The following is a 21,528-nucleotide window of genomic DNA, read 5'->3' on the forward strand; positions in this document are numbered from 1 at the left end:
AGGTTAGCAGGGTAAGCGCATGGGCACGCCGGCGGCGGCGACCTCAGCCTTCAGGGCGCGGGAGTCGGTGATGCCGAAGTGGAAGATGCTGGCGGCGAGGGCTGCGTCGGCTTTGCCCGCCTTGAAGACATCGGCGAAGTGGGCTGCGGAGCCTGCGCCTCCTGAGGCGATGACGGGGATCTGGACGGCTTCGGAGACGGCTCGGGTCAATTCGCAATCGAAACCGTTACGCATTCCGTCGGTGTTCATGGAGGTGAGGAGGATCTCGCCGGCGCCGCGCTGTTCGGCCTCGCGGGCCCACTCGACGACGTTGAGGCCGGTGGGCTTGCGGCCTCCGCTGACGTAGACCTCTGCGTCTTCCACGCCGAGCGGGCCGCGGCGGGCGTCGATGGCTACGATCACGGCTTGTGCGCCGAAGCTTCCGCCGATCTCGCCGATGAGTGCGGGGCGGGCGATGGCGGAGGAGTTGATGCTGACCTTGTCGGCTCCGGCGTGGAAGACGGCCGCGGCGTCTTCGGCGGAGCGGATGCCTCCGCCTACGGTGAAGGGGACGAAGAGGGTGGCGGCGGTGCGGCGGACGGTGTCGAGGAGGGTGCCTCGGCCCTCGTGGGTGGCGGTGATGTCGAGGAGGACGATCTCGTCGGCGCCGCCGGCGGCGTGGCGGTGGGCCAGTTCGGCAGGGTCGCCGGCGTCGATGATGTCCACGAACTGAATGCCCTTGACGACGCGTCCGTCGCGGACGTCGAGGCAGGCGATGATGCGTTTGGTCAACATGAGGCTTCCTTGTGGTTTGGTGGCGATGAACCCACATCTCAAAGGCGAGATGTGGGGCACCCGGATTGGTGGCGCTTCTTGCTAGAGGTCGATGAAGTTTTTGAGGACGCGGAGGCCTACCGAGGCGGACTTCTCCGGGTGGAACTGGACGCCCATGACGTTGCCGCGTTCCACAACGCCGGTGAAGGAGCCGCCGTAGGGCGTGGTGGCTGCGGTGTCCGGTGTTACCGGGGCGCGCCAGGAGTGGGTGTAGTAGACGAACTCGCCGGGCTGGATGTTGCGCAGGAGACGGGAGTCGGGGCGGATGTCTTCGAGGGAGTTCCAGCCTACGTGGGGGGCCTTGAGGAGGTCGCCCTCGATGTGAGTCGGGAACCGTTCGACCTCGCCCTGGAAGTGGCCCAGGCCTGGGGTCTCGGGGGCTTCGGTGGAGCCCTGGTAGAGCCACTGCTGGCCGACGCAGACTCCGAGGAAGAGCGCGCCGCGGGTGATGCTCTCGCGGACGGCTTCGGTGATGTGGAGCTCGTTGAGCAGGGCGGTCGCGCGGAAGTGTCCTACGCCAGGGAGGACGATGCGGCTCGCGGTGCGGACGACTTCGGGATCTTGCGTGACGAGGGTCTCGGCGCCGAGATAGTTGAGGGTCTTGACGACGCTGGTGAGGTTGCCGGCCTTGTAGTCGATGACGGCGATCATGCTTCGGGCTCCAGTTCTATTTTCTCGATGGCGCCGGGGCCTTCGAGGGAGACCATGCTGCGCACGATGAGCCAGCGGCCGGAGGCCTTCGACAGTGTGGCCATGTGGCGCATCGCGTACTGGTCGGTAGTGGGCTCGCGGCGGGAGGCGAGCGTGAGGAGCTGGCGGGCGTAGAAGACGGCGAGGGTGCCTTCGCAGCGGAGGTCCTGGATGACGATCTCGGGCTCGAAGGAGCCTTCGGCGAACATGGAGGCGAAGAAGTCGCGGATGGCGGCGGGGCCGGTGAGCGCGGGGAGATCGTTGACGATAAGCTCACAGTCTTCGGTGTAGAAGGCGATGACGGCGTCGGCATCGAAGCGGGCGAGGGCTTCGGTGCGGGCGGCGAGCATGGCTTCGATCTCTTCGCGGGGCGTCATGGAAACCATATCCCAGGGGCTAAAGCCCGGTTTTGTGGTGGATGGAAGAGCCTGGGCTAAAGCCCAGGCCTATCTCAGAGACAACAGCACAAGCGACAACAAAGACAGAAGCAGATTCCCTTCGGGAACGACAACCAAAAGGGCAACGGCAAGAGCAACCGCAGATCCCCTTCGGGGATGACAACCAGAAAACAACCGCGTTACAACAGGCCCTTGGTGCTGGGAAGCATCTCCTTCATCCGTTCGTCGCGGCTGCAGGCTCCGCGCATGGCGCGTGCAAAGGCTTTGAAGATGGCCTCGATCTTGTGATGGTTGGAACGGCCGTACATCGTCTTGACGTGTACGTTGCACTTGGCGCCGCGGGCGAAGCCTTCGAAGAAGTCGGTGAGGAGTTCAGTCTGGAAGTCGCCGACGATGGGCACGTCGACCTGGTCGTCGACCGCGTAGGCGGTGCGTCCGCTGAGGTCGATGGCGGCGACGGCGAGGGTCTCGTCCATGGGCATGACGAAGTAGCCGGCGCGCAGGATGCCTTTCTTGTCGCCGAGGGCCTGGAGGAAGGCTTCGCCGAGTGCGATGCCGACGTCTTCCACCGTGTGGTGCTGATCGACGTCGAGGTCGCCCTTGCAGGTGAGGTCGAGGTCGAAGCCGCCGTGACGGGTGAAGAGCTCGAGCATGTGGTCGAAGAAGCGGATGCCGGTGGAGACGGTGTAGGTGCCCTGGCCGTCTACGGTGAGGGTGAGGTTGATCTTGGTCTCGGTGGTGTCGCGCTGGATGGTGCCGCGACGGATTGCGTCAGTCATTTACTTTGCTCCTTGGGTTGCGGTCCAGCCGATCTCTTCGAGGGACGTTTTGAGGGCGGCGATGCCGCGGGTCACGTGGTCTTCAATGCCGATGGTGATGCGAACGCAGCCGTCGCAGCCGGGGTCGGAGGAGCGATCGCGCAGAAGGACGCCGTGGGTGCGCATGACGTCCACGAGCTGCTTGTGTTTGGGGCCGATGTTCATGAGGACAAAGTTGGCGGACGACGGCCAGAAGGGCACGCCGAGTTCCGTGAGGGCCGCCTGCACGCGCTCGCGGCCGGTGTGGACTTCGCGGATGTACCAGTCGAGGTAGGTCTGGTCGGCGAGGGCTTCGGTGAGGCAGGCGAGCGCGACGCCGTTCATGTTGTAGGGCGAGCAGACCTTCTTGACGTAGTTGATCAGTTCGGCCGGGCCGACGAGCATGCCTGCGCGCAGGTTGGCCAAACCATAGGCCTTGGAGAAGGTGCGGCCGACCATGAGGTTCGGGATGTTGGGGACGTCGCCGAGCGTGGTCTCGCCGTGGAAGTGGAAGTAAGCTTCATCGACGAAGACGACGGCCTGGGGCGCGGCGGCGGCGATGGCGAGGAGGTGCTCGCGGCTCACTACAATTCCCGTCGGATTATTCGGCGAAGCAATCAGGATGAGCTTGGTGCGCGGGGTGATGGCGGCGAGGAAGCGCTCGAAGGGGAACTCCAGCGAGGCGTCGGCCTGAACGCGGACGAGGTTGGGGGTCATGAGGCCGACGCTGACATCGTACATGAAGAACGTCGGGGTGCAGATGAGGGCTTCGTCGTCGGCCTCGAGAAAGGCCGTGCAGAGGACGTGGATGGCTTCGTCGACGCCGTTGGTGAGGAGCACCTCGGAGGGCTGGAGCCCGAAGTGCTTGGCGACGAGGATCTCGACGGGCTCGCGCTCGGGATACTTGGTGAGGTCTTCGGCGGTAAAGGCGTGGACGCGCTCCAGCACGCGGGGCGATGGCGCGAAGGTGTTCTCGTTGAAGTCCAGACGGAGCGCCGTGCGGGCGGCGAGCGGAGGGTGGTACTCGGGCATCGCGAGAACGGCGCGGCGGGCCTTGATCTGGGTAGCGTCCGTATTTGTAACCGTTGCCATTACTTTCTCCTGATGGGCTTCATCTTGATGCGGATGCTCTCGGCGTGGCCTTTGAGGCCTTCGGCTTCGGCGAGGAGGATCGCTTTTGGACCGAGGGTTGCGAGGCCTTTGCGGGTGTACTCCTGGACGGTGATGACCTTGACGAAGTCGGCGACGCTCAAGCCCCCGCGGACGCGGCCGTTGCGGCCCGTGGGGAGGACGTGGTTGGGGCCGGAGATGTAGTCGCCCATGGACTGCGGGGCGTAGGGCCCGACGAAGACGGACCCGGCATTTTCCACCCACTCCAGATCGCGCGCGGAATCGACCGAAAGATGCTCTGGCGCGAGGCGATTGGTGAGCTCCTGCGCTTCTGTGACCGATTGCGTTACAAATATGGCGCCGCGTGCGGTGAGGCTTTGTTTGGCGAGTTTGTTGGACCTTGACTGGAGTTTCACTTCGGCGAGGACGGCGCGGCCGAGGGCCTCGTTCGAGGTGAAGAGGACGGCCATGGTCTCGGGGTCGTGCTCGGCCTGGGCGACGAGGTCGGCGGCGATGCCGGCGGGGTCGCCGGTCTCGCTGGTGACGACGATCTCGGTGGGGCCGGCGGGCATGTCGATGCCGGTTTCGGTGGAGACGATGGACTTGGCGGCAGTCACGAAGAGATTGCCGGGACCTACGATCTTGTCGACGCGTGCGACCGTGGAGGTGCCGTAGGCCATCATGGCGATGGCCTGAGCTCCGCCGATGCGATAGAACTCGGTGACGCCGGCGAGGTGGGCGGCCGCGAGGGTCTCCTGAGCGGGCTTGGGCGAGCAGACGACGATGCGCTCGACACCCGCTACGCGCGCGGGGGTGGTGGTCATCAGCAGCGTGGATGGCAGCGGGTAGCGACCGCCGGGGACGTAGCAGCCGACGGAGCCGAGGGGGCGGACGATCTGGCCGGTCTTGACGCCTTCGGTAAAGGTGTTGGTCCACTCGCGGGGCTTCTGCGCTTCGGCGAATGCGCGGATGTTGTCCTGCGCGGTCTGCATGGCTTCGCGCAGCTCAGGGGAGGTGGCCTCCCATGCGGCCTGCATCTCTTCTTCCGTGACGAGGAGGCTGGCTTTGGGCGCGAGGTTGTCGAACTGCTGCGCGTACCTGGCTACGGCCTTGTCGCCGTTCTTGCGGACGTCGGCGAGGATGCCGCGGACGACCTTCTCGACGCTTGCGGTGCTGACGGCGCCGCGCTGCTCCAGCTCTGCCATGAGAGCGGCTGCGGTATCGCGGGTTCTGCCGTAGGTCTTGACCAGCTTCATGCCTTCTCCATATCGGTTGCGAACTGCTGTTGCAGACGTTCGCAGAGATGCTTTACGTCTTCGCGAATCTGTATCTCGTAGCGGTAGAGCTCAGCGAGCTTGGGGCCTACGAAGTCAGGGTGCCAGTCGTCCTTGAGGCGGCCTACCGGCAGGTGGCTGGTTTCGTTGATGACGGTGCCGACGAGGGCCTTGTCTTCGGGGGCGATGGGGCGGGTGGTCTGGAGGATGAGGGGCCAGAGGATAAAGCAGGTTTCGACCGAGCCGAGCTGTCCGGCGATGGACGCTGCGGTGATCTCCTGAACCATGGCTTGTATCCTCTGTTCCTTCATCGCTTCCTCTAGAGAACAACCTTGCTCAGCGGATATTCGACGATGCCGGTTGCTCCTGCAGCCTTGAGCTTGGGGATGACATCGCGGACGAGTGTTTCGTCGAGGATGGTGTTGAGCGCGACCCAGGCCTGGTCGGTGAGGTTCGAGACCGTGGGCGAGTTGAGGGCGGGAAGGACGCTGAGGACCCGTTCGAGATCGGCGCGGCGGGCGTTGAGCATGAGGCCTACCTGGCCCTGCGCGGCGATGGCACCGTTCAGCATGAGGGCGATATTGTTGATCTTCTCGCGCTTCCAGGCGTCGGCGTAGGAGGCCTTGTTCGCGATGAGCTGCGTCTCGGACTCCATGAGGACTTCGATGATGCGGAGGCGGTTGGCGCGGAGGGATGAGCCGGTCTCGGTGACCTCGACGATGGCGTCGGCGAGCATGGGCGGCTTCACTTCCGTCGCGCCCCAGGAGAACTCGACCTTGACGTTGATGTTCTTCGAGGCGAAGTAGCGCTTGGTGAACTCGACGAGCTCGGTCGCGATGGTCGCGCCTTCGAGGTCTTCGGGCTTCTGGTACTTGGAGTCTTCGGGGACGGCGAGAACCCACTTCACCTTCTGGCGGCTCTGCTTGGAGTAGGTGAGGCTGGTGACGTACTCGACGTCGGTCTGGTTCTCGAGGACCCAGTCGTTGCCGGTGAGGCCGGCGTCGAGGTGGCCCTGTTCGACGTAGCGCGCCATCTCCTGCGCGCGGACGAGCATGCACTCGATCTCGACGTCGTTGATGGACGGAAAGTAGCTTCGGCTGCTTACGTAGATCTTCCAGCCTGCGCGCTCGAACAGAGCGATGGTTGCATCCTGCAGACTGCCCTTGGGGATTCCCAGCTTGAGTACGCTCACTTGCCTTCTCCAGTAACGATATTTTTCGTGAAGCAGCTTACGGTTCCTTCGTGGCAGACGAGTCCGTCGCCTTCGACTTCCACCTTGAAGAGGAGGGCGTCGTTGTCGCAGTCGGTGGAGGCTTCGACGACCTTGAGGCGGTTGCCGCTGGTCTCGCCCTTCATCCAGAGCTTGTTGCGGGTGCGGGACCAGAAGGTCACGTATCCGGTGTCGAGGGTCATCTGGTAGCTGATCTCGTTGAGGAAGCCGAGCATCAGCAACTCACCGGTTTTGGCGTCCTGCACCATGCCCGGGACGAGGCCATCCATCTTTTCAAAGTCGATCTTGATTGCTGCGGTACTCATGCATTCTCCGTTTCGTATGCGACACACGTAAAAAAGGCCCGCTCGCGATATTCGCGTCAGCGGGCCTTCAGATCCTGTTCGAGCGTCTTGTTACTTCGCTTGACCGGACAAAGCCGCCAACACGCCGTGAGCGTGATGATGGGAGTGCCCGTGATGGTGCTGCGAAAGACGCATCGTTCCTTTAGGCTAAGCCGGGGCTGGCAGGTTGTCAATTCCGATGCCTGCTCCGCAGCAGACGCCAGGCCACAATGGAGAGTTCGACGGCTACGATCAGCATTAGAGCCGAGGCGAGTACGAGCGCCAGCCAGATGGCGATCGTCTCCATTTGAAGGAGGCGGATGCCGTTTGGATCCGGAGGCACGGCTTGCAGGCGCACGACGTGGAGCGCGGCTGCGGTGCAGAAGCACAGGAGAAAGGTGATGCCGCAGACCTTTCCGGCTCGTCTTCGGTTTTGCATTCCTTCGCGCACGGACATGGTATCTCCAGGATGCACGAGAATGCGCTACTCTGTTGCGGCACGGAATTCCAGCTCTCCCGCTCCCCGTAACCGAAACGCCTCATCACCGCTTCAGGAGCCTTCTTCATGCTGCATCTTCGCCGTCGCCTTCTCTCCGCCGCGCTTCTCTTTGCGCTCGCTCCCGCCTTCGCGTTCCAGTCCACCCTCGCCCGGGCGCAGGCCAAACCCTCCGCCGCAGCGCCCGCTGCCGCGCCCAGGCCCGTGGCCGATTCCGCCAAGCTGGACATCAACACCGCCACGGTGGCGCAGTTGAAGGCCCTGCCGGGTGTGGGCGATGTGTACTCGCAGAAGATTGTTGCGGGGCGGCCCTATGCGAACAAGACGCAGCTCACCAGCAAGGGCATCCTGCCGCAGAAGACCTACGACGGCATCAAGGATGCGATCATCGCCAAGCAGCCCGCCAAGAAATAGCACCTGTGCTGTGTCCGGCGCATACGGCAGCATGCCCGTTTGCCGTATGTGCTGGACGAAGCGGCTATCGCGAAGTCAACGATAAAGTTTCCCTATAAACACTGTTTCCAGTCGTGTATTCTCGGCCCATGGCTCACACCCGCCGTACGTTTCTCACAACCGCAGCGCTCGTTGCTGGGGCGACTGCTCTCAAGGCCCAGACCGGAGGCAGCCCCTCCACCTACGCAACCCCCAAACCGCTCGCCCCAGGGCCCTTCGCGCCGACGTGGGAGTCGCTCCGCGACAACTGGACGCTGCCCGCGTGGTTCAACCAGGCGAAGTTCGGCATCTTCATCCACTGGGGTCTGTACTCGATGCCGGCACGGATCAACGAGTGGTACGCCAGGCACATGTACACGACCGACGCGGCATGGCATACCGAGCACTACGGTGCGCCGGACAAGTTCGGGTACAAGGACTTTATCCCGCAGTTCACCGTGCCGCAGTACGACCCCACGGCGTGGGCCGGCCTCTTCGCCCGCAGCGGCGCGAAGTACGTGGTGCCGGTGGCCGAGCACCACGACGGCTTCGCGATGTGGGACTCCGCGATCACCCCTTGGTCGGCGGGAAAGATGGGACCGAAGCGCGACCTGATCGGTGAACTGGCCAACGCCGTGCGCGCGCAGAACCTGATCTTCGGGCTTTCGACCCACCGGATGGAGCACCATGACTTCGCTTACCCCGCGCCGGGGGTGCCGAACGACCAGTTCGATCCACGCTACGCCGGTTTCTATGGCCCTCCGATTCCGGGAGGCATGAATGAGGGCAACGCCTCAAAGGCCTTCCAGGAGGACTGGCTGGCGCGGGTGCAGGAGCTCGTCGACCGTTACGAGCCGCAGATGATCTACTTCGACAATGGGGTGAATCCGCGCGAGTACGACGATGTAAAGCTGCGCGCTGCAGCCTACTTCTATAACCGGGCAAGGCAGTGGGGCAAGGAGGCTACGCTCGCGACCAAGGATCTCGCCTACCTCTTCGGTTCGGTGACGGACTTCGAAAAGCAGCAGCGGGCCCCACGCTGGACCTATGCGGGCGGGTGGCAGTGCGACGATGCGCTGGGCAGCACATGGGGCTACACCGAGTCACCGAAGCCCATGACGATTCGTTCCACGGATTCCGTCTTGCATGAGTTGATCGAACTGGCGAGTCTGGGCGGAAACCTGCTGCTGAACATCTCGCCGAAGGGCGACGGCAGCATTCCGGAGGCGCAGCAGAAGGTTTTGCTGGCCGTGGGTGAGTGGCTCGCGATCCACGGTGAAGGCATCTACGGGAGCCGTCCGTGGACGCACATCGGCGAAGGCCCGAACACACCGGCGGAGGCACCGGGCGACTGGAAGGGCGGCTCGACCGACCGGCCCGGACCGTCGATTGGAAGACGTCCCGCGACGCCGATCACCGAGGCGGACTTTCGGTTTACCACGGCGGGAGGAGGCGTCTACGCCTTCGGGTACAAGGCTCCGGTTACAGGGCCGGCACTCCTGACGACCTTCGCGGTTGCAAGCGGAATGAAGGTCGCCAGAGTCATGTTCCTGGCGAAGACGCCGGTGTCACTGCCCTTTACGCAGACGCAGGAGGGCCTGAAGGTGACGCTGCCGCCCGGTGGTGTCACGGCTCCGTACGGTCTGCGGATCGAGGGGACGGGTCCTCTGGGCGGTGCATAGGCGGGCGTCCGATGATGACGAAGCGAATACGAACTCTCACTCTGCCGTCGCCCCATGCGCCGAAATCGTTTAGAGTGAAACGTACTGTCCTCTCGACTTATGCCCCTGCTCGAACCCCAGGCTACGATGCAACACCCCGCGGCAGTGCCCGCGCCCCAGCGCGTCCGTCGCCTGGGGGGGTGGATGCGTGCCGCACTGGCGTTCGCCGCGATCGGGCCACTCTCGCTGGTCGGTTGCCAGAGCATCGCGGGCTCGACTATCGTGTCGCAGATTCGCATCGTCGATGCTTCGCCCGATGCTCCCGGCCTGGACATCTACGAGGCCAATGTGCCGGTCTCGTATAACCTCGGCTTCGGCAACGTCACCTCGTACATTCCCATTACGCCCGGCAGCTATAACTTCACGGCCACGTCGACCGGCACGAAGCTTTCGCTGGCAAGTGCCTCGGCCACCCTGGCGGGGTCGCAGCAGTACACGCTGCTGATCTCGAATGTGGCAGCGAGCATCCAGGCTACGGTACTGAAGGACCAGTCGAACTCCGCTCCGGGGGGCCAGATCGCGCTTCGCTTCCTCGATGAGTCGGTTGCGGTGGGCGCGGTCGATATCTACCTCGTCCCGACTGGAGCGGCGATCACGGCCGTTTCGCCTATCTTGATCAACCAGAACTTCGGCGCCAACTCCGGCTACGTGAATGTGCCTGTTGGAGCCTATAAGATCGCAATCTACCCGACCGGCACGACGCCGATTGCGACCACGGTGGCGATCTACTCGGGCAGCACCGTGACCTACAACTCCGGGTCGGCCGCAACGGTCATCCTGCTCGACAACAAGATCCTCAACGCGCCCGCGCTGCAGGTGGTCACGGCGCAGGACTACTCGTCGCCCGGGGCGACCATCTAGGCAGCGCGCCAGTCGAAGACGAGCGTTTCGCGAAAGCCAAATCGCTGCAGATGCTCTGCTACGACCTGCTTCATCCGTTCCGCATCTCCACCATCCTGCACAGTCAACCCAACCGCGAGGGCCGCTGCCGAGGCATCGAGCACGCAGGTTGCCGTGGGCAGCTCAATCTTTCCGTGTTCGTCCGTAAACTCCACCGGGAACTTGTGTCCCCAATGCCTGCATAGCTGCTTCAGATAGCTGCCTGCGTGCTCCGTTTTGACGTCTGCCAGAAAACATTCCATACCGGTTAGATTCACGGGCGAAATCCCGCGATGCAATCGTTCGTGAACCTGCGGAGCATCCGGTTGCTACCCCCAAATGCGGAAAAAGTTGCCTGTTTTCAGTGAAATATACTTTTTCGATTCTCCGCAACACGACGTGGGAGGCTGTGTCTACTCCTTCCGTAAGCGGTCGCAGATACGAACCAAGCGGCTGGGTTTTGAAAAGGAGTTTCCCATGAAGATCGCGATCACGACCAAAGTTGCCGCCCTTGCTCTCTCCCTCGCTCTTGTGCCCGCCTCCATGTTCGCGCAGGAGATCCAGAACCGCAAGACCAATCAGCAGGACCGTATCGCCAATGGCGTGGCCAGCGGGCAAATGACGGCTCGCGAGACAGGGCACGTAGAGCGCCAGGAGGCCGGCATCAACCGCGAGGAACGCGGCATGCGCGCGCAGGACAACGGCCATCTGACCCACCAGGACCGCCGCGTCATCAACCACCAGCAGAACCAGGAGTCCCGCAGAATTTATCGCGACAAGCACAACGCTCGCGTACGAGGGTAAGACTGGGCCAGGGCCAAACGGTCCAGTCCACCAAAGGAAAACGGCCGCTCTCCGAGGAGGTGGCCGTTTTCCGGTTTCGAGGATGGTTTAGTAGCGGTAGTGTTCGGCTTTGTAGGGGCCTTCGACCGGCACGCTCAGGTAGTTCGCCTGCTTCTCGGTCAGCGTGGTGAGGTTGACGCCAATCTTGTCCAGGTGCAGGCGGGCGACCTCTTCATCCAGCTTCTTGGGCAGGATGTAGATGCCGACCTTGTACTCGTCCTTGTTCTTCCAGAGGTCGAGCTGGGCTAGCGTCTGGTTGGAGAAGCTGGCCGACATGACGAAGCTGGGGTGACCGGTTGCGCATCCGAGGTTGACCAGGCGTCCCTCGGCCAGGATGAAGATGCTGTTGCCGGTCTCGGCGAAGGTGTACTTGTCGACCTGCGGCTTGATGTTCAGGCGGGTGGCACCGGCGAAGGCGTTGAGAGGCTCCATCTGGATTTCGTTGTCGAAGTGGCCGATGTTGCAGACGATGGCCTGATCCTTCATCTTCTTCATGTGCTCGAGGGTGATGATGTCCACGTTGCCGGTGCAGGTGACGTAGATGTCGCCGCGTCCGAGGGTGGCCTCGACGGTGGTGACCTCATAGCCTTCGATCGCGGCCTGCAGGGCGTTGATGGGATCGATCTCGGTGACGACGACGCGTGCGCCGAGACCACGCAGCGAAGCAGCCGAGCCCTTGCCGACATCGCCAAAGCCACAGACGACCGCAACCTTGCCGGCGATCATGACGTCGGTGGCGCGCTTGATGCCGTCGACGAGCGACTCACGGCAGCCGTAGAGGTTGTCGAACTTCGATTTGGTCACGGAGTCGTTCACGTTGATGGCGGGGACGAGCAGCGTGCCCTTCTCCATCATCTTGTAGAGGCGGTGTACGCCGGTGGTCGTCTCTTCCGAGACGCCCTTCCACTCGGTGGCTACGTCGTGCCAGCGCGTGGGGGTCTCGGCGTGAACCTTCTTGAGGAGGTTCTTGATAACCGTCTCTTCGAGCGATCCGGAGGGAGAGTCGACCCACTTGTCGCCATTCTCCATCTCGTAGCCCTTGTGGATGAGCAGGGTGACATCGCCGCCGTCGTCGATGACGAGCTGCGGTCCAAGCAGGCCGCCCTTGCCGTCGGGGAAGCGCAGCGACTCATTCGTACACCACCAGAACTCCTCGAGGGTCTCGCCCTTCCAGGCGAAGACAGGAACGCCGGCAGCAGCGATGGCGGCGGCGGCGTGATCCTGCGTGGAGAAGATGTTGCAGCTTGCCCAGCGAACGTCGGCTCCGAGAGCGACCATCGTCTCGATGAGCACAGCGGTCTGGATCGTCATGTGCAGCGAACCGGTGACGCGGACGCCGGCGAGCGGCTTGTCGGCGGCGTACTTCTTGCGCACGGACATCAGACCCGGCATCTCCTGCTCGGCGATGTCGATCTCCTTGCGGCCAAACTCGGCGAGCGAGATATCGCGGACCTTGTATTCCTTCGCTACACCCTTGGGCGCGTTTTCGATCGCGGCCGTATCCAATGTTGCTGTTGCCATCTGGGACACCTCTATAAGTTGCGTTCTACCTTGAAAAGAATATCAGGCATACCCGGAAGCAGACATCCCGAGAGGCAAGGCCGGTGCTGAAGTTTGCCGCATAAACAAAGGGCTATGGCCTTCCCCACTCCACCAAAGGCAGCAGGCTGGAGTAGTCGTCGGTCCATGCCGTGACACCCGGGACGGCGGCGATCGTCGCCCCACCCATGCCGTCCCGCTCAAAGTAAGCAGGATCGCCGCTCAGCAGCACCCACTCGGCCCGGTACTCGCCCTTGGGGGCATCCCCACCGGTATCGAAGAGCCGTGCCTCCATTCCGGAGGCCTTGGCCAGCGCGGCGATCTCGGGCGCAAGATTCAAATACTGGTTGGAGACGTGAAATGCGATGACGCCGTGCGGACCGAGATGCCGTTTGTACTCCCGCATGGCTTCGACCGTGAGCAGATGGAGCGGAATGGCATCGCCGGAGAAGGCATCGACCACAAGGACGTCGAAGCCCCGCGGCGTCTCCGCATGCAGCGACGCGCGGCCATCGCCGTCGGCGAAGCTGATCGTCGCGGCCGAGTCATGGATATAGCTGAACCAGCGCTCCGCCACAGGTCTCACCAGCGGGTTGATCTCATAGAAGCGGATCGAGTCCCCCTGCTTGCCATAGGCCGCGAGCGTGCCCACACCAAGGCCCACGACGCCCACGCGGTGCGCGCCCTTCAGGGCCAGCCCGACGCCAGAATCCCACGCGTAGTAGGTCGTCGGCATCCGCTCGAGGCCTGGCTGCCGCACAATCTGGGTTCCGTGCTGGATCGTGCCGTTGGTGAGCATGCGGATCGGCCCTGCGGGGGAGTCGTTCTCCGTGACCCGCAGCGTGCCGTAGAAGTTCCGGCGTATCTCCAGCACACGGCGCCCATACGCAACGTGCAGTCCGATGACGAGCGCCAGAAGCAGCACCGTGCCCACTCCCCACAGCAGTCTCTGCGCCCAGCCGTCCTTCCACGTCACCGCCAGGGCCAGCGCCGCCGTGACCAGGAACGAAATGCCAAGATCGTAGTTCGCGGAAAACACCAGGGGGCTGACCAGCGCGACGTAGAAGGTTCCCGCCACGCCCCCGGCCGCCACCAGCAGGTAGAACGCTGTCGCCTCATGGCGTCCGGAAGGGCGCAGACGGTAGACCTCGGCGTGGCAGAACAGGCAGGCTGCGAACATCTCCACCAGGAAGAACGGAATGCTGATCGCGATGGGCAGGCCGGAGTCGGTCTTGGTGAGCGCATAGCCCAGCCCTGCCATCATGACGACCAGAAGCCGCACGACGATGCCCCGCTGATACAGCCGGGGCAACTCAAACGCCACGATGAAGCTGACCAGGTACGCCGCGAGAGGAAGCATCCAGAGCAGGGGAATCGCCGCGATGTTCACCGTCAGGTGGCTGGTGACCGCGGCCAGTTGGAGCGCTGCGCCCATCGGCAGGAGGAACCACATTGCCCGGACCCAGCCCTCGGTCCGTGGCTCCACGGTTTCCTCGACGACCTCGCGCTGCCACACCCCGGGACGGCTCGCCAGCCATGCCGCGAGGGCCGCGTAGACCGCAAATCCCACCGCCCAGCCCACACGCTGGCCACGCAGACTCACATGCGGCTCGATCAGCAGCGGATACGCCAGCAACCCAAGCAGAGAGCCTACGTTCGAGAGTGCAAAGAGCCCGTAGCGAACGCCCGTTCCTTCGATCCGCGCCATCCAGACCTGCAACAGAGGGCTGGTCGCGCCCAGGAGGAGAAACGGTAGACCAATCGTGATGCCAAGCGTGCGGAAGATCGTCGCAACCGGATGCTGCGCGTCGCCCATTGCCCCCAGATGCTGCGCGAGAAACAGCGCCGCCACACCTGCAACCAGAAGCCCGATATGCACCCGTCGCATGCCCGACCGCGTAAGCCAGTGCGCGTAGAGATATCCGCCAAGCAACATCGTCTGGAAGAAGACGAGGCAGGTGATCCAGACGGCCGAGGAGCCGCCGAGGATGGGCAAAAGCCCCTTGGCCGCCATCGGCTCCAGCAAGAAAAGCAGAAACGCACCCAGGAAGACCGTCGCTCCAAACCCCGTTCGCGTTGCCGTCACCCTGCCCCCTGTTATTTGCCTGTGATCTGGGCCTCCACCGGTGCGCTTGCGTCCCAGTTGTCCGTCCGGAACGGCGCCGCGGGCAGCCCGTCTCCGTTATACAGGTTCGCGCCCTCGGGATAGTTCGCCCACGCGTAGCGCACGGCCACGGGGATCGGCACCTTGGCGCTCTTTACCTCGATCAAGTCGCCCTTGATCGTCGCGTCGGCGTCGACGAAGGCGTGGTCGGGCCCGGCGACCTGGAACCCCTTCAGCGCACCGCTCTTCGCCATCAACCCCGCCGCATGATCGAACTTCACGATCACGGAATCATCCGTAACGCTCGCATCGAGATAGTGCGGTCCGGAGAACTCGATCTTCTTCCCATACGTCTGGGCCAGCGCGATGCGCGCCAGACGGTCGCCCAGCGGAGCCTTGTTGTGCGGATGCACATCCTTCGGGTCGCCGATATCGATGGTCACCGCCATCCCGGTCTTCGGCAGCGCAAGGATCTTCGACTGCGCCTCGCGCACCAGCGGGTTGTTGCTCACGTCGTTCAGCGCAGCCAACTGCACCACGTAGAAGGGAAAGTCGCCTTCGCCCCAGAGGCTGCGCCAGTCCTTCACCAGTGTCTCCATGACGGTGGGGTAGCGGGCGATGCCGGCAAGTCCTCCGGTGATCGACTCGCCCTGGTACCAGATGACGCCGCGCATCGCATAGGGCAGAATCGGATGCACCATGCCGTTGAAGAGCACCGTGGGCTGATGCTGGTCCTGTACCGGATCCTTGAGCGGTCCCACCTTGCCGGGTCTTGCGTTGATCGTCTGCGGGGCCTTGGCCTCGGCGGGAACCTGGTCCGTCGTCGCTCCGGGATGCGTCTTATAAAAGTTCTCGAGGGCATCGAAGCGCGTGACCATGGGGGCGAGCGCGGGATTGGCGGTGAGGGCTTCGCGCCGGACCCAGCTTTCGGCCGTACTTGCGCCAAACGCCACGACGAGCATGCCCACCGGAACCTTCAGCTCCTTCTGGAGATCGCGCGCAAACAGGTAGCTGACCGCAGAGAAGGCAGGTACGTTCTCCGGCGTACAGACCTGCCAGGATCCTGCGATCTCCGCCGCCGGCTCGTAGGTCTTGGCGGTCGTCGCCATAAAGATTCGGATCTGCGGATAGTTGGCCGCCGCGATCTCAGCATCCTCGTCCGCCAAACCCGCGTAGGAGGCCTTCTTCTTCGAGACGGTGAACGCCATGTTGGACTGTCCCGACCCCACCCAGACCTCGCCCACCAGCACATCGTGTACGGTGACCGTGTTCTTGCCGGCGATCGTCATGTCGAACGGCCCGCCGGTCTTGAGCTTCTTGAGGCGTACCATCCACCGGCCATCCGCGCCCGCGGTCGCCTTCTGGGTCTGCCCTGCGATCGTCACGGCGACCTTCTCGCCGGCCTGCGCCGTGCCCCACACCGGAACGGACATGCCGCTCTGCAACACCGCATGATCCGAGAACAGAGCCGAAGGCGTTACGTCCGCCTTCGCCACACCGACCGCGAGCGCCAACACCATCAGAAGCCTTCGCATTTGAATCCTCCGTCCATTCACTACGGCGAAATCATACCTCCCGACAGGAAACAAATTCCACCAGGAAACATCAGCGTACGCTTACCCCACTTTCACGCGAAAACGGTATTCTGAAAAACGGCAGGCAAACAGACCAGAGGACCAGACACCATGGAAGACATACTCTCCCAACTGAAGGCAGGCATCCGGCGTTTCCGCACCGAGGTTTATCCCGAGCAGGCGGAGAAGTTCCAGACCGCGGCGACCACACCGCAGACCCCGCACGCGCTCATCATCACCTGCGCGGACTCGCGCATCGACGCCGAATCGATCACCAGCTCCGGCGTGGGCGATGTGTTTATCACGCGCAACATCGGCAACCTCGTTCCGCCGTATGGCGAGATGCTGGGCGGCGTCTCGGCCGTGATCGAGTACGCGGTCTCCGCGCTGAAGGTGAAGCATATCGCCATCTGCGGACACACGGATTGCGGCGCGATGAAGGCCCTGCTGAATCCAGCCGGGATGGAGTCCATGCCGACGGTCAAGACCTGGATGCGCAACGCAGCAGCCGCGCTGAGCGTCGCCGACTCCCTGACGACGCCGGAGGACACGCACGAAAGCAGGCTGAAGAAGCTGACGTATGAAAACGTGCTTCTGCAGATGCAGCATCTGCGCACGCATCCTTCCGTCGCCGGAGCGATGGCGCGGGAAGAACTGACCATCTCGGGCTGGGTGTACAACATCGGCACCGGCGAGGTCAGGATTACCGAGGACGGCTCGCGGAACTTCTATCCCGTCACCGTCGAGGGCGATCTTTCCGGAGACGAGAAGGCATGATCGTTCCCAAGGGGCCGGACCTCATCCGCATGGTGCAGTACACGGGCAAGCCCCTGCTTTTGCTGGCTTTGTACGACGTGTGCGTGGTGGTGGCGGTGAAGTTGCTGCATTGGGACTGGGTTGCCCTGCCGCACATTCCGCTGGCGCTCTACGGTTCCGCCATCGGCCTGATCCTCGGCTTCCGGAACCAGTCGGCCTATGCCCGCTGGTGGGAGGCCCGGACGCTCTGGGGATCTATCGTGAACAACGCCCGTAGCTGGGCCCGTCAGACGGTTACCCTGCGTGCTCCCGGCAACGTCGAGTCGCCTGAGCTGCATGCGATGCGCACGCGGCTCGTCTATTACCAGATCGCCTTCGTTCACGCGCTGCGCACGCACCTCCGCAAGCAGGATCCACTGCCCGCGCTCGCGCCCTTTGCGGCGCACGTCGACATCGAAAGCCTGCGCGGACAGAATAACGTCCCCCTCACCCTGCAACTCCGCATGGGCGATCTTCTGCAGCAGTGCAAGCACAACGGATGGGCCGACCCGCTGGAGTGGCAGGCGCTGGATAACACCCTCAACGATCTCGCCGACGCACAGGGCGGCACCGAGCGCATCAAGAACACGCCGATGCCCAAGCAGTATGACTACTTCCCGCGTCTCTTCACCCATATCTACTGCATGCTTCTGCCACTCGCGCTGGTCACGTCGATGGGATGGTTCACGCCGCTTGGCTCGACGCTGGTGGGATTCATCTTCCTGACGCTCGACAAGATCGGCCGCGACCTCGAAGATCCCTTCGACAACACGGTCTATGACGTGCCCCTCAACTCGATCACGCGCTCGATCGAGATCAATCTGCGTCAGATGCTGGGCGAAACCGAACTGCCGCAGCCTGAGGCTCCGATCCGTGGCGTGCTCTGGTAGGGTTCAATTCTCCGTCGGTTCGCTTTCCGCATGATCGATGACGAGCATACCCACCGGCACCTTCTGCGGCTCCAGCTTCAACCCTGCCTGCTCCTCAAGCGCCGTAAAGAGCGAGGGCAGGGTTGAGTCTGGCGAGTTTTCCGGCGCGAAGTGGAGATCGACCTCGTAGATTCCCTTTGTCTCCGTCCGGTCCATCACCGGCTTTCCAAGGGGAATGGCCAGCATGGTCGCAAGGACTGAAAGACTGACACCTCCGCCCCGAATCCCGTTGGCCATAATGTAATTTTGTTTCCCGCCCTCCTTCCCGGCCTTCAGCCTCACCCCGCCCTTCGCCACCACCAGCGCATATCCGGCACGCTTCTGAGTCTCGCGATGCACTGCCAGATGAAATCGCTGCTGCAAAAGTTGCTGCAGCATGGGCCTCATCGTCTCGTAGGTCATGCCGGTTTCGCCCTCAGGCCTGGCAGAGACGTCGTACTGCCGCACAGCGAGCCAGTCCGGTTTACCCAATATGTTCCAAGGCGGCACCTCGTAGGCAATGTTAATCATGAATTCGAGCGTCGCATTCTTGACGACGAACGACCCACCCTCATACGAGACCGTGTCGGTCATCCCCTCCTTGCCGGGAGGCACAGCGCGCACTGACGCCACCTCAAACGTCGGGGCTTTTGCCGGAGCCTGCCCTGAAGCCACACCCACCGTCAGCAGACAAGCAAGCAATGCTTCGCGCATCATCCCTCCAAAACAAAAAGCCCCGGCAATCGCCAGGGCTTTTCGCTACGTCTCTCTACCAAGTGTTCTCGTTCTGTTGCAGAAACTCCGGCGAGACCGGGTTCTCGTACACCGAGTAATCGCGCGTGACCACGGTAAGCCCGGACGGCGAAACGAAGTAGTTCTTCCGGTCCTCCTGCTGGTCGTACCCGATCACCGTGCCATCCGGGATATGCACATCGCGGTCGATGATCGCGTGCCGGATGCGGCAGTGCCGCCCGATGTTCACATGCGAGAAGATGATGCTCGAATCGACGTCGGCGTATGAGTTCACGCGCACATCGTGCGACAGCACCGAGTTCCGGACCACCGAACCCGACACGATCGACCCCGAAGCGACGATCGAGTTGATCGCCATACCCGTACGGCCAATCTCGCCGAAGACGAACTTCGCCGGCGGATACTGATAGGAGCGCGTCCGCATGGGCCAGCTCTTGTCGTACAGGTTGAAGATCGGCGTCACGCCGGCGACGTCCATGTTGGCCTCGTAGTAGGCCTCGAGCGTACCCACATCGCGCCAGTAGAGCGCACGCTGCTTGTTCTCATCGACGAAGTTGTAGGCCATCATCTTGAAGCGGCCCAGCAGCTTGGGCAGAATGTCGTGCCCGAAGTCGTGCTTCGAGTCCGGGTCTTCGGCGTCTTTGATGAGCTCCGGCAGCAGGATGTCCGTGTTGAAGATGTAGATGCCCATCGAGACGTCGACCATGTCGGGGGTCCAGGGGGACCGCGTCTTGGTCTCCTTGGGCTTCTCTTCAAAGCCGGTGACCTCGCCGTTCTTCGCTACCTCCACCACGCCGAACGCCGACACCTGGTCGGGGTGGATCGGCAGCGTCGCCAGCGTTACGTCGGCGCCGGATGCCTTGTGCTGCTGCATCATCAGGCCGTAGTTCATCTTGTAGATGTGGTCGCCGGAGAGGATGAGGATGTACTTCGGCTCTTCGGAGCCGATCGAGTAGATGTTCTGGTACACCGCATCCGCCGTGCCCTGGTACCAGCTCTTCGAGACGCGCTGCATGGGTGGCAGAATCTCGATGAACTCACCTAGCTCATTGGCCACCACCGGTCCCCATCCTTCGCGGATGTGGCGATTGAGCGAAAGAGCCTTGTACTGGGTGAGGATGTACACATGCCGCAGGTCGGAGTTGATGCAGTTCGACAACGTGATATCGATGATGCGGTACTGCCCCGCGAACGGTACGGCAGGCTTGGCGCGATCGCGGGTTAAGGGGAAGAGTCTTTCACCGGCACCACCGGCCAGCAGAACGCCAAGCGTATCTCTCATGTTGCACTTACCTCACTCTGTGTCGCACAGCCTTGGAGCTCCGGCGACGAAACGACAACAAAAACAGAAGCCACCCCCTTCGGATGCGGAAATCGACCCAAAGGTGCGCCGAGCCGGGAGTCTAACATTTTGGTTTGAACAAAGAGAAACAAAACGGGAGCGCTGGATTTTGAGGCAGGTTCAGGCAGGCTTCCGGAGCCGTGTTGAGTGCTCTCGATGCGACGTCCGCGAAGCCCGCTTACTCCGAGGGCTCGTCCGACGCGACCTCTTCCGTATCCTCTTCGGTGATGCTGATGCGAAGCGACTTCAGGAAGCTGAGGTCCGAAGACGTGAAGGGCCCTTCGACCTCTTCCGCCTGCTCGCCCGGGGTGGCGGACTCGGCTTCGTCCATCTCCAGCTCGTTCAGGCCAATCGTCGCCTCGAGCATGAGCAGGACATCGAAACCCTGTTCGCGGATGTTCTTCACGACGCCGGCTATATGCTCCGACTCCGAGACGGACTCATGGATCGCTTCGCCGAGCTTCTGGATGAGATTTTTCACCTGTTGATTCAATGACCCCTCCGGGTAGGGCACATCGGGTGAGGCGCTACCACCGCTTGCGAAACAACGGCAGTAACGGCATTGCGGCACAAGGAGCGAACTCCTCTTTTGACGAGCATACCCCTAAGCCGGTTGAGCCGCAATGACCGTTCCTGCCGCACATCATTTAACCGGTTTTTGATCCTGTCTTCGCTTAGCCGCGGACCCCGGGCGCGGAACGCACTGCTAAGCAGTGGTGTGATGATCCGCCCAGGCCTCTTCCAGGCGATGCGCCAGTTGGTCGACCGGCACCGGAGTCCGGCCCATCAGGCCCTGGGTGCGAATCGTATTCCAGACAAAAAAACCGGCGGCTGCGGCGCAAACTCCGCCAATGGTAAAGATCAGGCTCTTCATGGTTTCCATCTCCCTTGGGCGTTCTTCGGGGGTTGGATGCGCGATGGTTTCCCCGGGTGGGTTGGCCCTTGTAGACTTGCTCCATGGATTCGGTGAAGTTCGGTCGCGCATTGGGGATCGGAGCAAGACTGGCTGGCAAGACCATCGCCCAGGCCGTCGACGCAGCCGCGTCGCCCAACCCGCGCGCCGCGGCGAAACCGGCTCCGCAGAGAACCGCGACCGTCATTCCGCCACCCGTCGTCCGTGCGGCCGCCTCCGCCAAAGCCACCCGCGAGGGGGTCAAACGCGGCGGCAAGAGGTTTGGGGAGGCCGTGTGGGGGCCTACGGCACGCGCCGGAAAGGTCCTGTGGCTCGAGGTCACCGGAGTCTTCTTCGCTCTGGTCGCAGCAGGAGGAGCCCAAAGCGTCTGGATCCACCGCGTCGGCATCTCCTCGACCGCCTCCACCTACGAGCGGCAGCACTTCTGGCTCTCGATCGGCATGTTCTGCCTCTTCGCCTACTTCTGCGTCAGCAGCTTCGTCCGCGCCAACCGTAAGAGCCGCGGCTAAACGATCCTGCGGACCATCGGAAGAATGCCTGTAACGCTCACACCGATGGAGCGCACCAGACGGATTGCGACTGCAGCCCAGGAA

At 62.9% G+C, this 21,528-nt stretch carries 25 protein-coding genes; 7 read left to right on the forward strand and 18 right to left on the reverse strand.

Going from position 1 to position 21,528, the window contains the following annotated elements; all coding sequences use genetic code 11:
- Window positions 1-3 precede the first annotated feature (3 nt).
- The 10 genes from hisF to BM400_RS01615 all read right to left on the reverse strand — a co-directional run bounded on the left by hisF (window position 4) and on the right by BM400_RS01615 (window position 7,093).
- Window positions 4-774, reverse strand: coding sequence for an imidazole glycerol phosphate synthase subunit HisF (hisF, locus tag BM400_RS01570; protein WP_089835994.1), 771 nt, complete (start codon window positions 772-774; stop codon window positions 4-6).
- An 81-nt stretch (window positions 775-855) separates the two neighbouring features.
- Entirely contained in the window at window positions 856-1,464 is a 609-nt protein-coding gene (gene hisH / locus BM400_RS01575; protein ID WP_089835996.1) for an imidazole glycerol phosphate synthase subunit HisH, read from the reverse strand.
- A complete protein-coding gene (locus BM400_RS01580) occupies window positions 1,461-1,880 on the reverse strand; it encodes a YybH family protein (protein ID WP_175528814.1) in 420 nt (139 codons plus the stop codon). The genes hisH and BM400_RS01580 overlap by 4 nt, the downstream gene beginning before the upstream one ends.
- Window positions 1,881-2,080: 200 nt before the next feature.
- Complete coding sequence (gene hisB, locus BM400_RS01585) at window positions 2,081-2,680, reverse strand: imidazoleglycerol-phosphate dehydratase HisB (protein WP_089836000.1); 600 nt, start codon at window positions 2,678-2,680, stop codon at window positions 2,081-2,083.
- Complete coding sequence (locus BM400_RS01590; protein ID WP_089836002.1) at window positions 2,681-3,790, reverse strand: pyridoxal phosphate-dependent aminotransferase; 1,110 nt, start codon at window positions 3,788-3,790, stop codon at window positions 2,681-2,683.
- Entirely contained in the window at window positions 3,790-5,064 is a 1,275-nt protein-coding gene (gene hisD / locus BM400_RS01595) for a histidinol dehydrogenase (protein ID WP_089836003.1), read from the reverse strand. Before hisD ends, BM400_RS01590 begins: the two co-directional genes overlap by 1 nt.
- Window positions 5,061-5,369 (reverse strand): hypothetical protein, encoded by a 309-nt coding sequence (locus BM400_RS01600; RefSeq protein WP_089836005.1) that lies wholly within the window; start codon window positions 5,367-5,369, stop codon window positions 5,061-5,063. Before BM400_RS01600 ends, hisD begins: the two co-directional genes overlap by 4 nt.
- 32 nt (window positions 5,370-5,401) lie before the next feature.
- Window positions 5,402-6,274 carry an ATP phosphoribosyltransferase gene (hisG, locus tag BM400_RS01605; RefSeq protein ID WP_089836007.1) on the reverse strand — a complete coding sequence of 291 codons (873 nt, stop codon included), beginning with the start codon at window positions 6,272-6,274 and terminating at the stop codon, window positions 5,402-5,404.
- Window positions 6,271-6,618: a phosphoribosyl-AMP cyclohydrolase gene (hisI, locus tag BM400_RS01610; RefSeq protein WP_089836009.1), complete on the reverse strand. Its 348-nt coding sequence runs from the start codon at window positions 6,616-6,618 to the stop codon at window positions 6,271-6,273. Before hisI ends, hisG begins: the two co-directional genes overlap by 4 nt.
- Before the next feature lie 208 nt (window positions 6,619-6,826).
- On the reverse strand, window positions 6,827-7,093 hold the full coding sequence (locus BM400_RS01615) for a hypothetical protein (RefSeq protein WP_089836011.1): 267 nt from the start codon (window positions 7,091-7,093) through the stop codon (window positions 6,827-6,829).
- 108 nt (window positions 7,094-7,201) lie between these two features.
- Here BM400_RS01615 and BM400_RS01620 point away from each other — a divergent pair, with 108 nt between their 5' ends.
- The 3 genes from BM400_RS01620 (at window position 7,202) to BM400_RS01630 (ending at window position 10,146) form a co-directional block, all read left to right on the forward strand.
- The gene (locus BM400_RS01620) at window positions 7,202-7,546 is read left to right on the forward strand and encodes a ComEA family DNA-binding protein (protein WP_089836013.1); all 345 of its coding nucleotides are present in this window, start codon (window positions 7,202-7,204) and stop codon (window positions 7,544-7,546) included.
- A 128-nt stretch (window positions 7,547-7,674) separates the two neighbouring features.
- Window positions 7,675-9,246 (forward strand): alpha-L-fucosidase, encoded by a 1,572-nt coding sequence (locus BM400_RS01625; protein WP_089836016.1) that lies wholly within the window; start codon window positions 7,675-7,677, stop codon window positions 9,244-9,246.
- Between the two features lie 99 nt (window positions 9,247-9,345).
- A complete protein-coding gene (locus tag BM400_RS01630; protein WP_089836018.1) occupies window positions 9,346-10,146 on the forward strand; it encodes a DUF4397 domain-containing protein in 801 nt (266 codons plus the stop codon).
- Here BM400_RS01630 and BM400_RS01635 read toward each other — a convergent pair.
- Window positions 10,143-10,427, reverse strand: a complete 285-nt coding sequence (locus BM400_RS01635; protein WP_089836019.1) for a DUF2218 domain-containing protein — start codon at window positions 10,425-10,427, stop codon at window positions 10,143-10,145. The genes BM400_RS01630 and BM400_RS01635 overlap by 4 nt on opposite strands.
- A gap of 214 nt (window positions 10,428-10,641) precedes the next feature.
- Between BM400_RS01635 and BM400_RS01640 the strand changes: the two genes are divergently transcribed.
- Window positions 10,642-10,968: a hypothetical protein gene (locus BM400_RS01640; protein WP_089836021.1), complete on the forward strand. Its 327-nt coding sequence runs from the start codon at window positions 10,642-10,644 to the stop codon at window positions 10,966-10,968.
- An 87-nt stretch (window positions 10,969-11,055) separates the two neighbouring features.
- Here the strand turns inward: BM400_RS01640 and ahcY are convergent, their stop codons facing one another.
- The 3 genes from ahcY to BM400_RS01655 form a co-directional block, all read right to left on the reverse strand.
- Complete coding sequence (gene ahcY, locus BM400_RS01645) at window positions 11,056-12,528, reverse strand: adenosylhomocysteinase (RefSeq protein WP_089836023.1); 1,473 nt, start codon at window positions 12,526-12,528, stop codon at window positions 11,056-11,058.
- 112 nt (window positions 12,529-12,640) lie between these two features.
- The gene (locus BM400_RS01650) at window positions 12,641-14,632 is read right to left on the reverse strand and encodes a fused MFS/spermidine synthase (RefSeq protein WP_089836025.1); all 1,992 of its coding nucleotides are present in this window, start codon (window positions 14,630-14,632) and stop codon (window positions 12,641-12,643) included.
- Window positions 14,633-14,643: 11 nt separating this feature from the next.
- Window positions 14,644-16,185, reverse strand: a complete 1,542-nt coding sequence (locus BM400_RS01655; protein ID WP_089836027.1) for a sialate O-acetylesterase — start codon at window positions 16,183-16,185, stop codon at window positions 14,644-14,646.
- 150 nt (window positions 16,186-16,335) lie between these two features.
- On the opposite strand from BM400_RS01655, the gene BM400_RS01660 reads away from it, so the two are divergent.
- Together BM400_RS01660 and BM400_RS01665 are read left to right on the forward strand one after the other, a co-directional pair.
- Entirely contained in the window at window positions 16,336-17,001 is a 666-nt protein-coding gene (locus BM400_RS01660) for a carbonic anhydrase (protein ID WP_089836028.1), read from the forward strand.
- A complete protein-coding gene (locus BM400_RS01665) occupies window positions 16,998-17,909 on the forward strand; it encodes a bestrophin family protein (RefSeq protein ID WP_089836030.1) in 912 nt (303 codons plus the stop codon). Before BM400_RS01660 ends, BM400_RS01665 begins: the two co-directional genes overlap by 4 nt.
- A gap of 3 nt (window positions 17,910-17,912) precedes the next feature.
- Here the strand turns inward: BM400_RS01665 and BM400_RS01670 are convergent, their stop codons facing one another.
- The 4 genes from BM400_RS01670 to BM400_RS21870 all read right to left on the reverse strand — a co-directional run bounded on the left by BM400_RS01670 (window position 17,913) and on the right by BM400_RS21870 (window position 20,896).
- Entirely contained in the window at window positions 17,913-18,644 is a 732-nt protein-coding gene (locus BM400_RS01670) for a TIGR03435 family protein (RefSeq protein WP_089836033.1), read from the reverse strand.
- Between the two features lie 52 nt (window positions 18,645-18,696).
- A complete protein-coding gene (gene glgC / locus BM400_RS01675) occupies window positions 18,697-19,962 on the reverse strand; it encodes a glucose-1-phosphate adenylyltransferase (RefSeq protein WP_089836035.1) in 1,266 nt (421 codons plus the stop codon).
- 238 nt (window positions 19,963-20,200) lie between these two features.
- Window positions 20,201-20,503, reverse strand: a complete 303-nt coding sequence (locus tag BM400_RS01680; protein ID WP_342714543.1) for a hypothetical protein — start codon at window positions 20,501-20,503, stop codon at window positions 20,201-20,203.
- Between the two features lie 225 nt (window positions 20,504-20,728).
- The gene (locus tag BM400_RS21870) at window positions 20,729-20,896 is read right to left on the reverse strand and encodes a hypothetical protein (protein WP_175528815.1); all 168 of its coding nucleotides are present in this window, start codon (window positions 20,894-20,896) and stop codon (window positions 20,729-20,731) included.
- 83 nt (window positions 20,897-20,979) lie between these two features.
- On the opposite strand from BM400_RS21870, the gene BM400_RS01685 reads away from it, so the two are divergent.
- Window positions 20,980-21,444 (forward strand): hypothetical protein, encoded by a 465-nt coding sequence (locus tag BM400_RS01685; RefSeq protein ID WP_141223771.1) that lies wholly within the window; start codon window positions 20,980-20,982, stop codon window positions 21,442-21,444.
- Window positions 21,445-21,528: the final 84 nt, after the last annotated feature.

It is taken from the genome of Granulicella pectinivorans (assembly GCF_900114625.1).
GTDB lineage: Bacteria > Acidobacteriota > Terriglobia > Terriglobales > Acidobacteriaceae > Edaphobacter > Edaphobacter pectinivorans.

Coding starts and splice junctions, on each gene's coding strand:
- BM400_RS01685 (WP_141223771.1), top strand. CDS start 20,980: ATGGATTCGGTGAAGTTCGGTCGCGCATTGGGGATCGGAGCAAGACTG.
- hisF (WP_089835994.1), bottom strand. CDS start 774: ATGTTGACCAAACGCATCATCGCCTGCCTCGACGTCCGCGACGGACGC.
- BM400_RS01615 (WP_089836011.1), bottom strand. CDS start 7,093: ATGTCCGTGCGCGAAGGAATGCAAAACCGAAGACGAGCCGGAAAGGTC.
- BM400_RS21870 (WP_175528815.1), bottom strand. CDS start 20,896: ATGAAGAGCCTGATCTTTACCATTGGCGGAGTTTGCGCCGCAGCCGCC.
- BM400_RS01630 (WP_089836018.1), top strand. CDS start 9,346: ATGCCCCTGCTCGAACCCCAGGCTACGATGCAACACCCCGCGGCAGTG.
- BM400_RS01670 (WP_089836033.1), bottom strand. CDS start 18,644: ATGATGCGCGAAGCATTGCTTGCTTGTCTGCTGACGGTGGGTGTGGCT.
- hisH (WP_089835996.1), bottom strand. CDS start 1,464: ATGATCGCCGTCATCGACTACAAGGCCGGCAACCTCACCAGCGTCGTC.
- BM400_RS01620 (WP_089836013.1), top strand. CDS start 7,202: ATGCTGCATCTTCGCCGTCGCCTTCTCTCCGCCGCGCTTCTCTTTGCG.
- BM400_RS01665 (WP_089836030.1), top strand. CDS start 16,998: ATGATCGTTCCCAAGGGGCCGGACCTCATCCGCATGGTGCAGTACACG.
- BM400_RS01660 (WP_089836028.1), top strand. CDS start 16,336: ATGGAAGACATACTCTCCCAACTGAAGGCAGGCATCCGGCGTTTCCGC.
- BM400_RS01600 (WP_089836005.1), bottom strand. CDS start 5,369: ATGGTTCAGGAGATCACCGCAGCGTCCATCGCCGGACAGCTCGGCTCG.
- BM400_RS01590 (WP_089836002.1), bottom strand. CDS start 3,790: ATGGCAACGGTTACAAATACGGACGCTACCCAGATCAAGGCCCGCCGC.
- ahcY (WP_089836023.1), bottom strand. CDS start 12,528: ATGGCAACAGCAACATTGGATACGGCCGCGATCGAAAACGCGCCCAAG.
- BM400_RS01655 (WP_089836027.1), bottom strand. CDS start 16,185: ATGCGAAGGCTTCTGATGGTGTTGGCGCTCGCGGTCGGTGTGGCGAAG.
- hisI (WP_089836009.1), bottom strand. CDS start 6,618: ATGAGTACCGCAGCAATCAAGATCGACTTTGAAAAGATGGATGGCCTC.
- BM400_RS01625 (WP_089836016.1), top strand. CDS start 7,675: ATGGCTCACACCCGCCGTACGTTTCTCACAACCGCAGCGCTCGTTGCT.
- hisB (WP_089836000.1), bottom strand. CDS start 2,680: ATGACTGACGCAATCCGTCGCGGCACCATCCAGCGCGACACCACCGAG.
- BM400_RS01580 (WP_175528814.1), bottom strand. CDS start 1,880: ATGACGCCCCGCGAAGAGATCGAAGCCATGCTCGCCGCCCGCACCGAA.
- BM400_RS01635 (WP_089836019.1), bottom strand. CDS start 10,427: ATGGAATGTTTTCTGGCAGACGTCAAAACGGAGCACGCAGGCAGCTAT.
- hisD (WP_089836003.1), bottom strand. CDS start 5,064: ATGAAGCTGGTCAAGACCTACGGCAGAACCCGCGATACCGCAGCCGCT.
- glgC (WP_089836035.1), bottom strand. CDS start 19,962: ATGAGAGATACGCTTGGCGTTCTGCTGGCCGGTGGTGCCGGTGAAAGA.
- BM400_RS01640 (WP_089836021.1), top strand. CDS start 10,642: ATGAAGATCGCGATCACGACCAAAGTTGCCGCCCTTGCTCTCTCCCTC.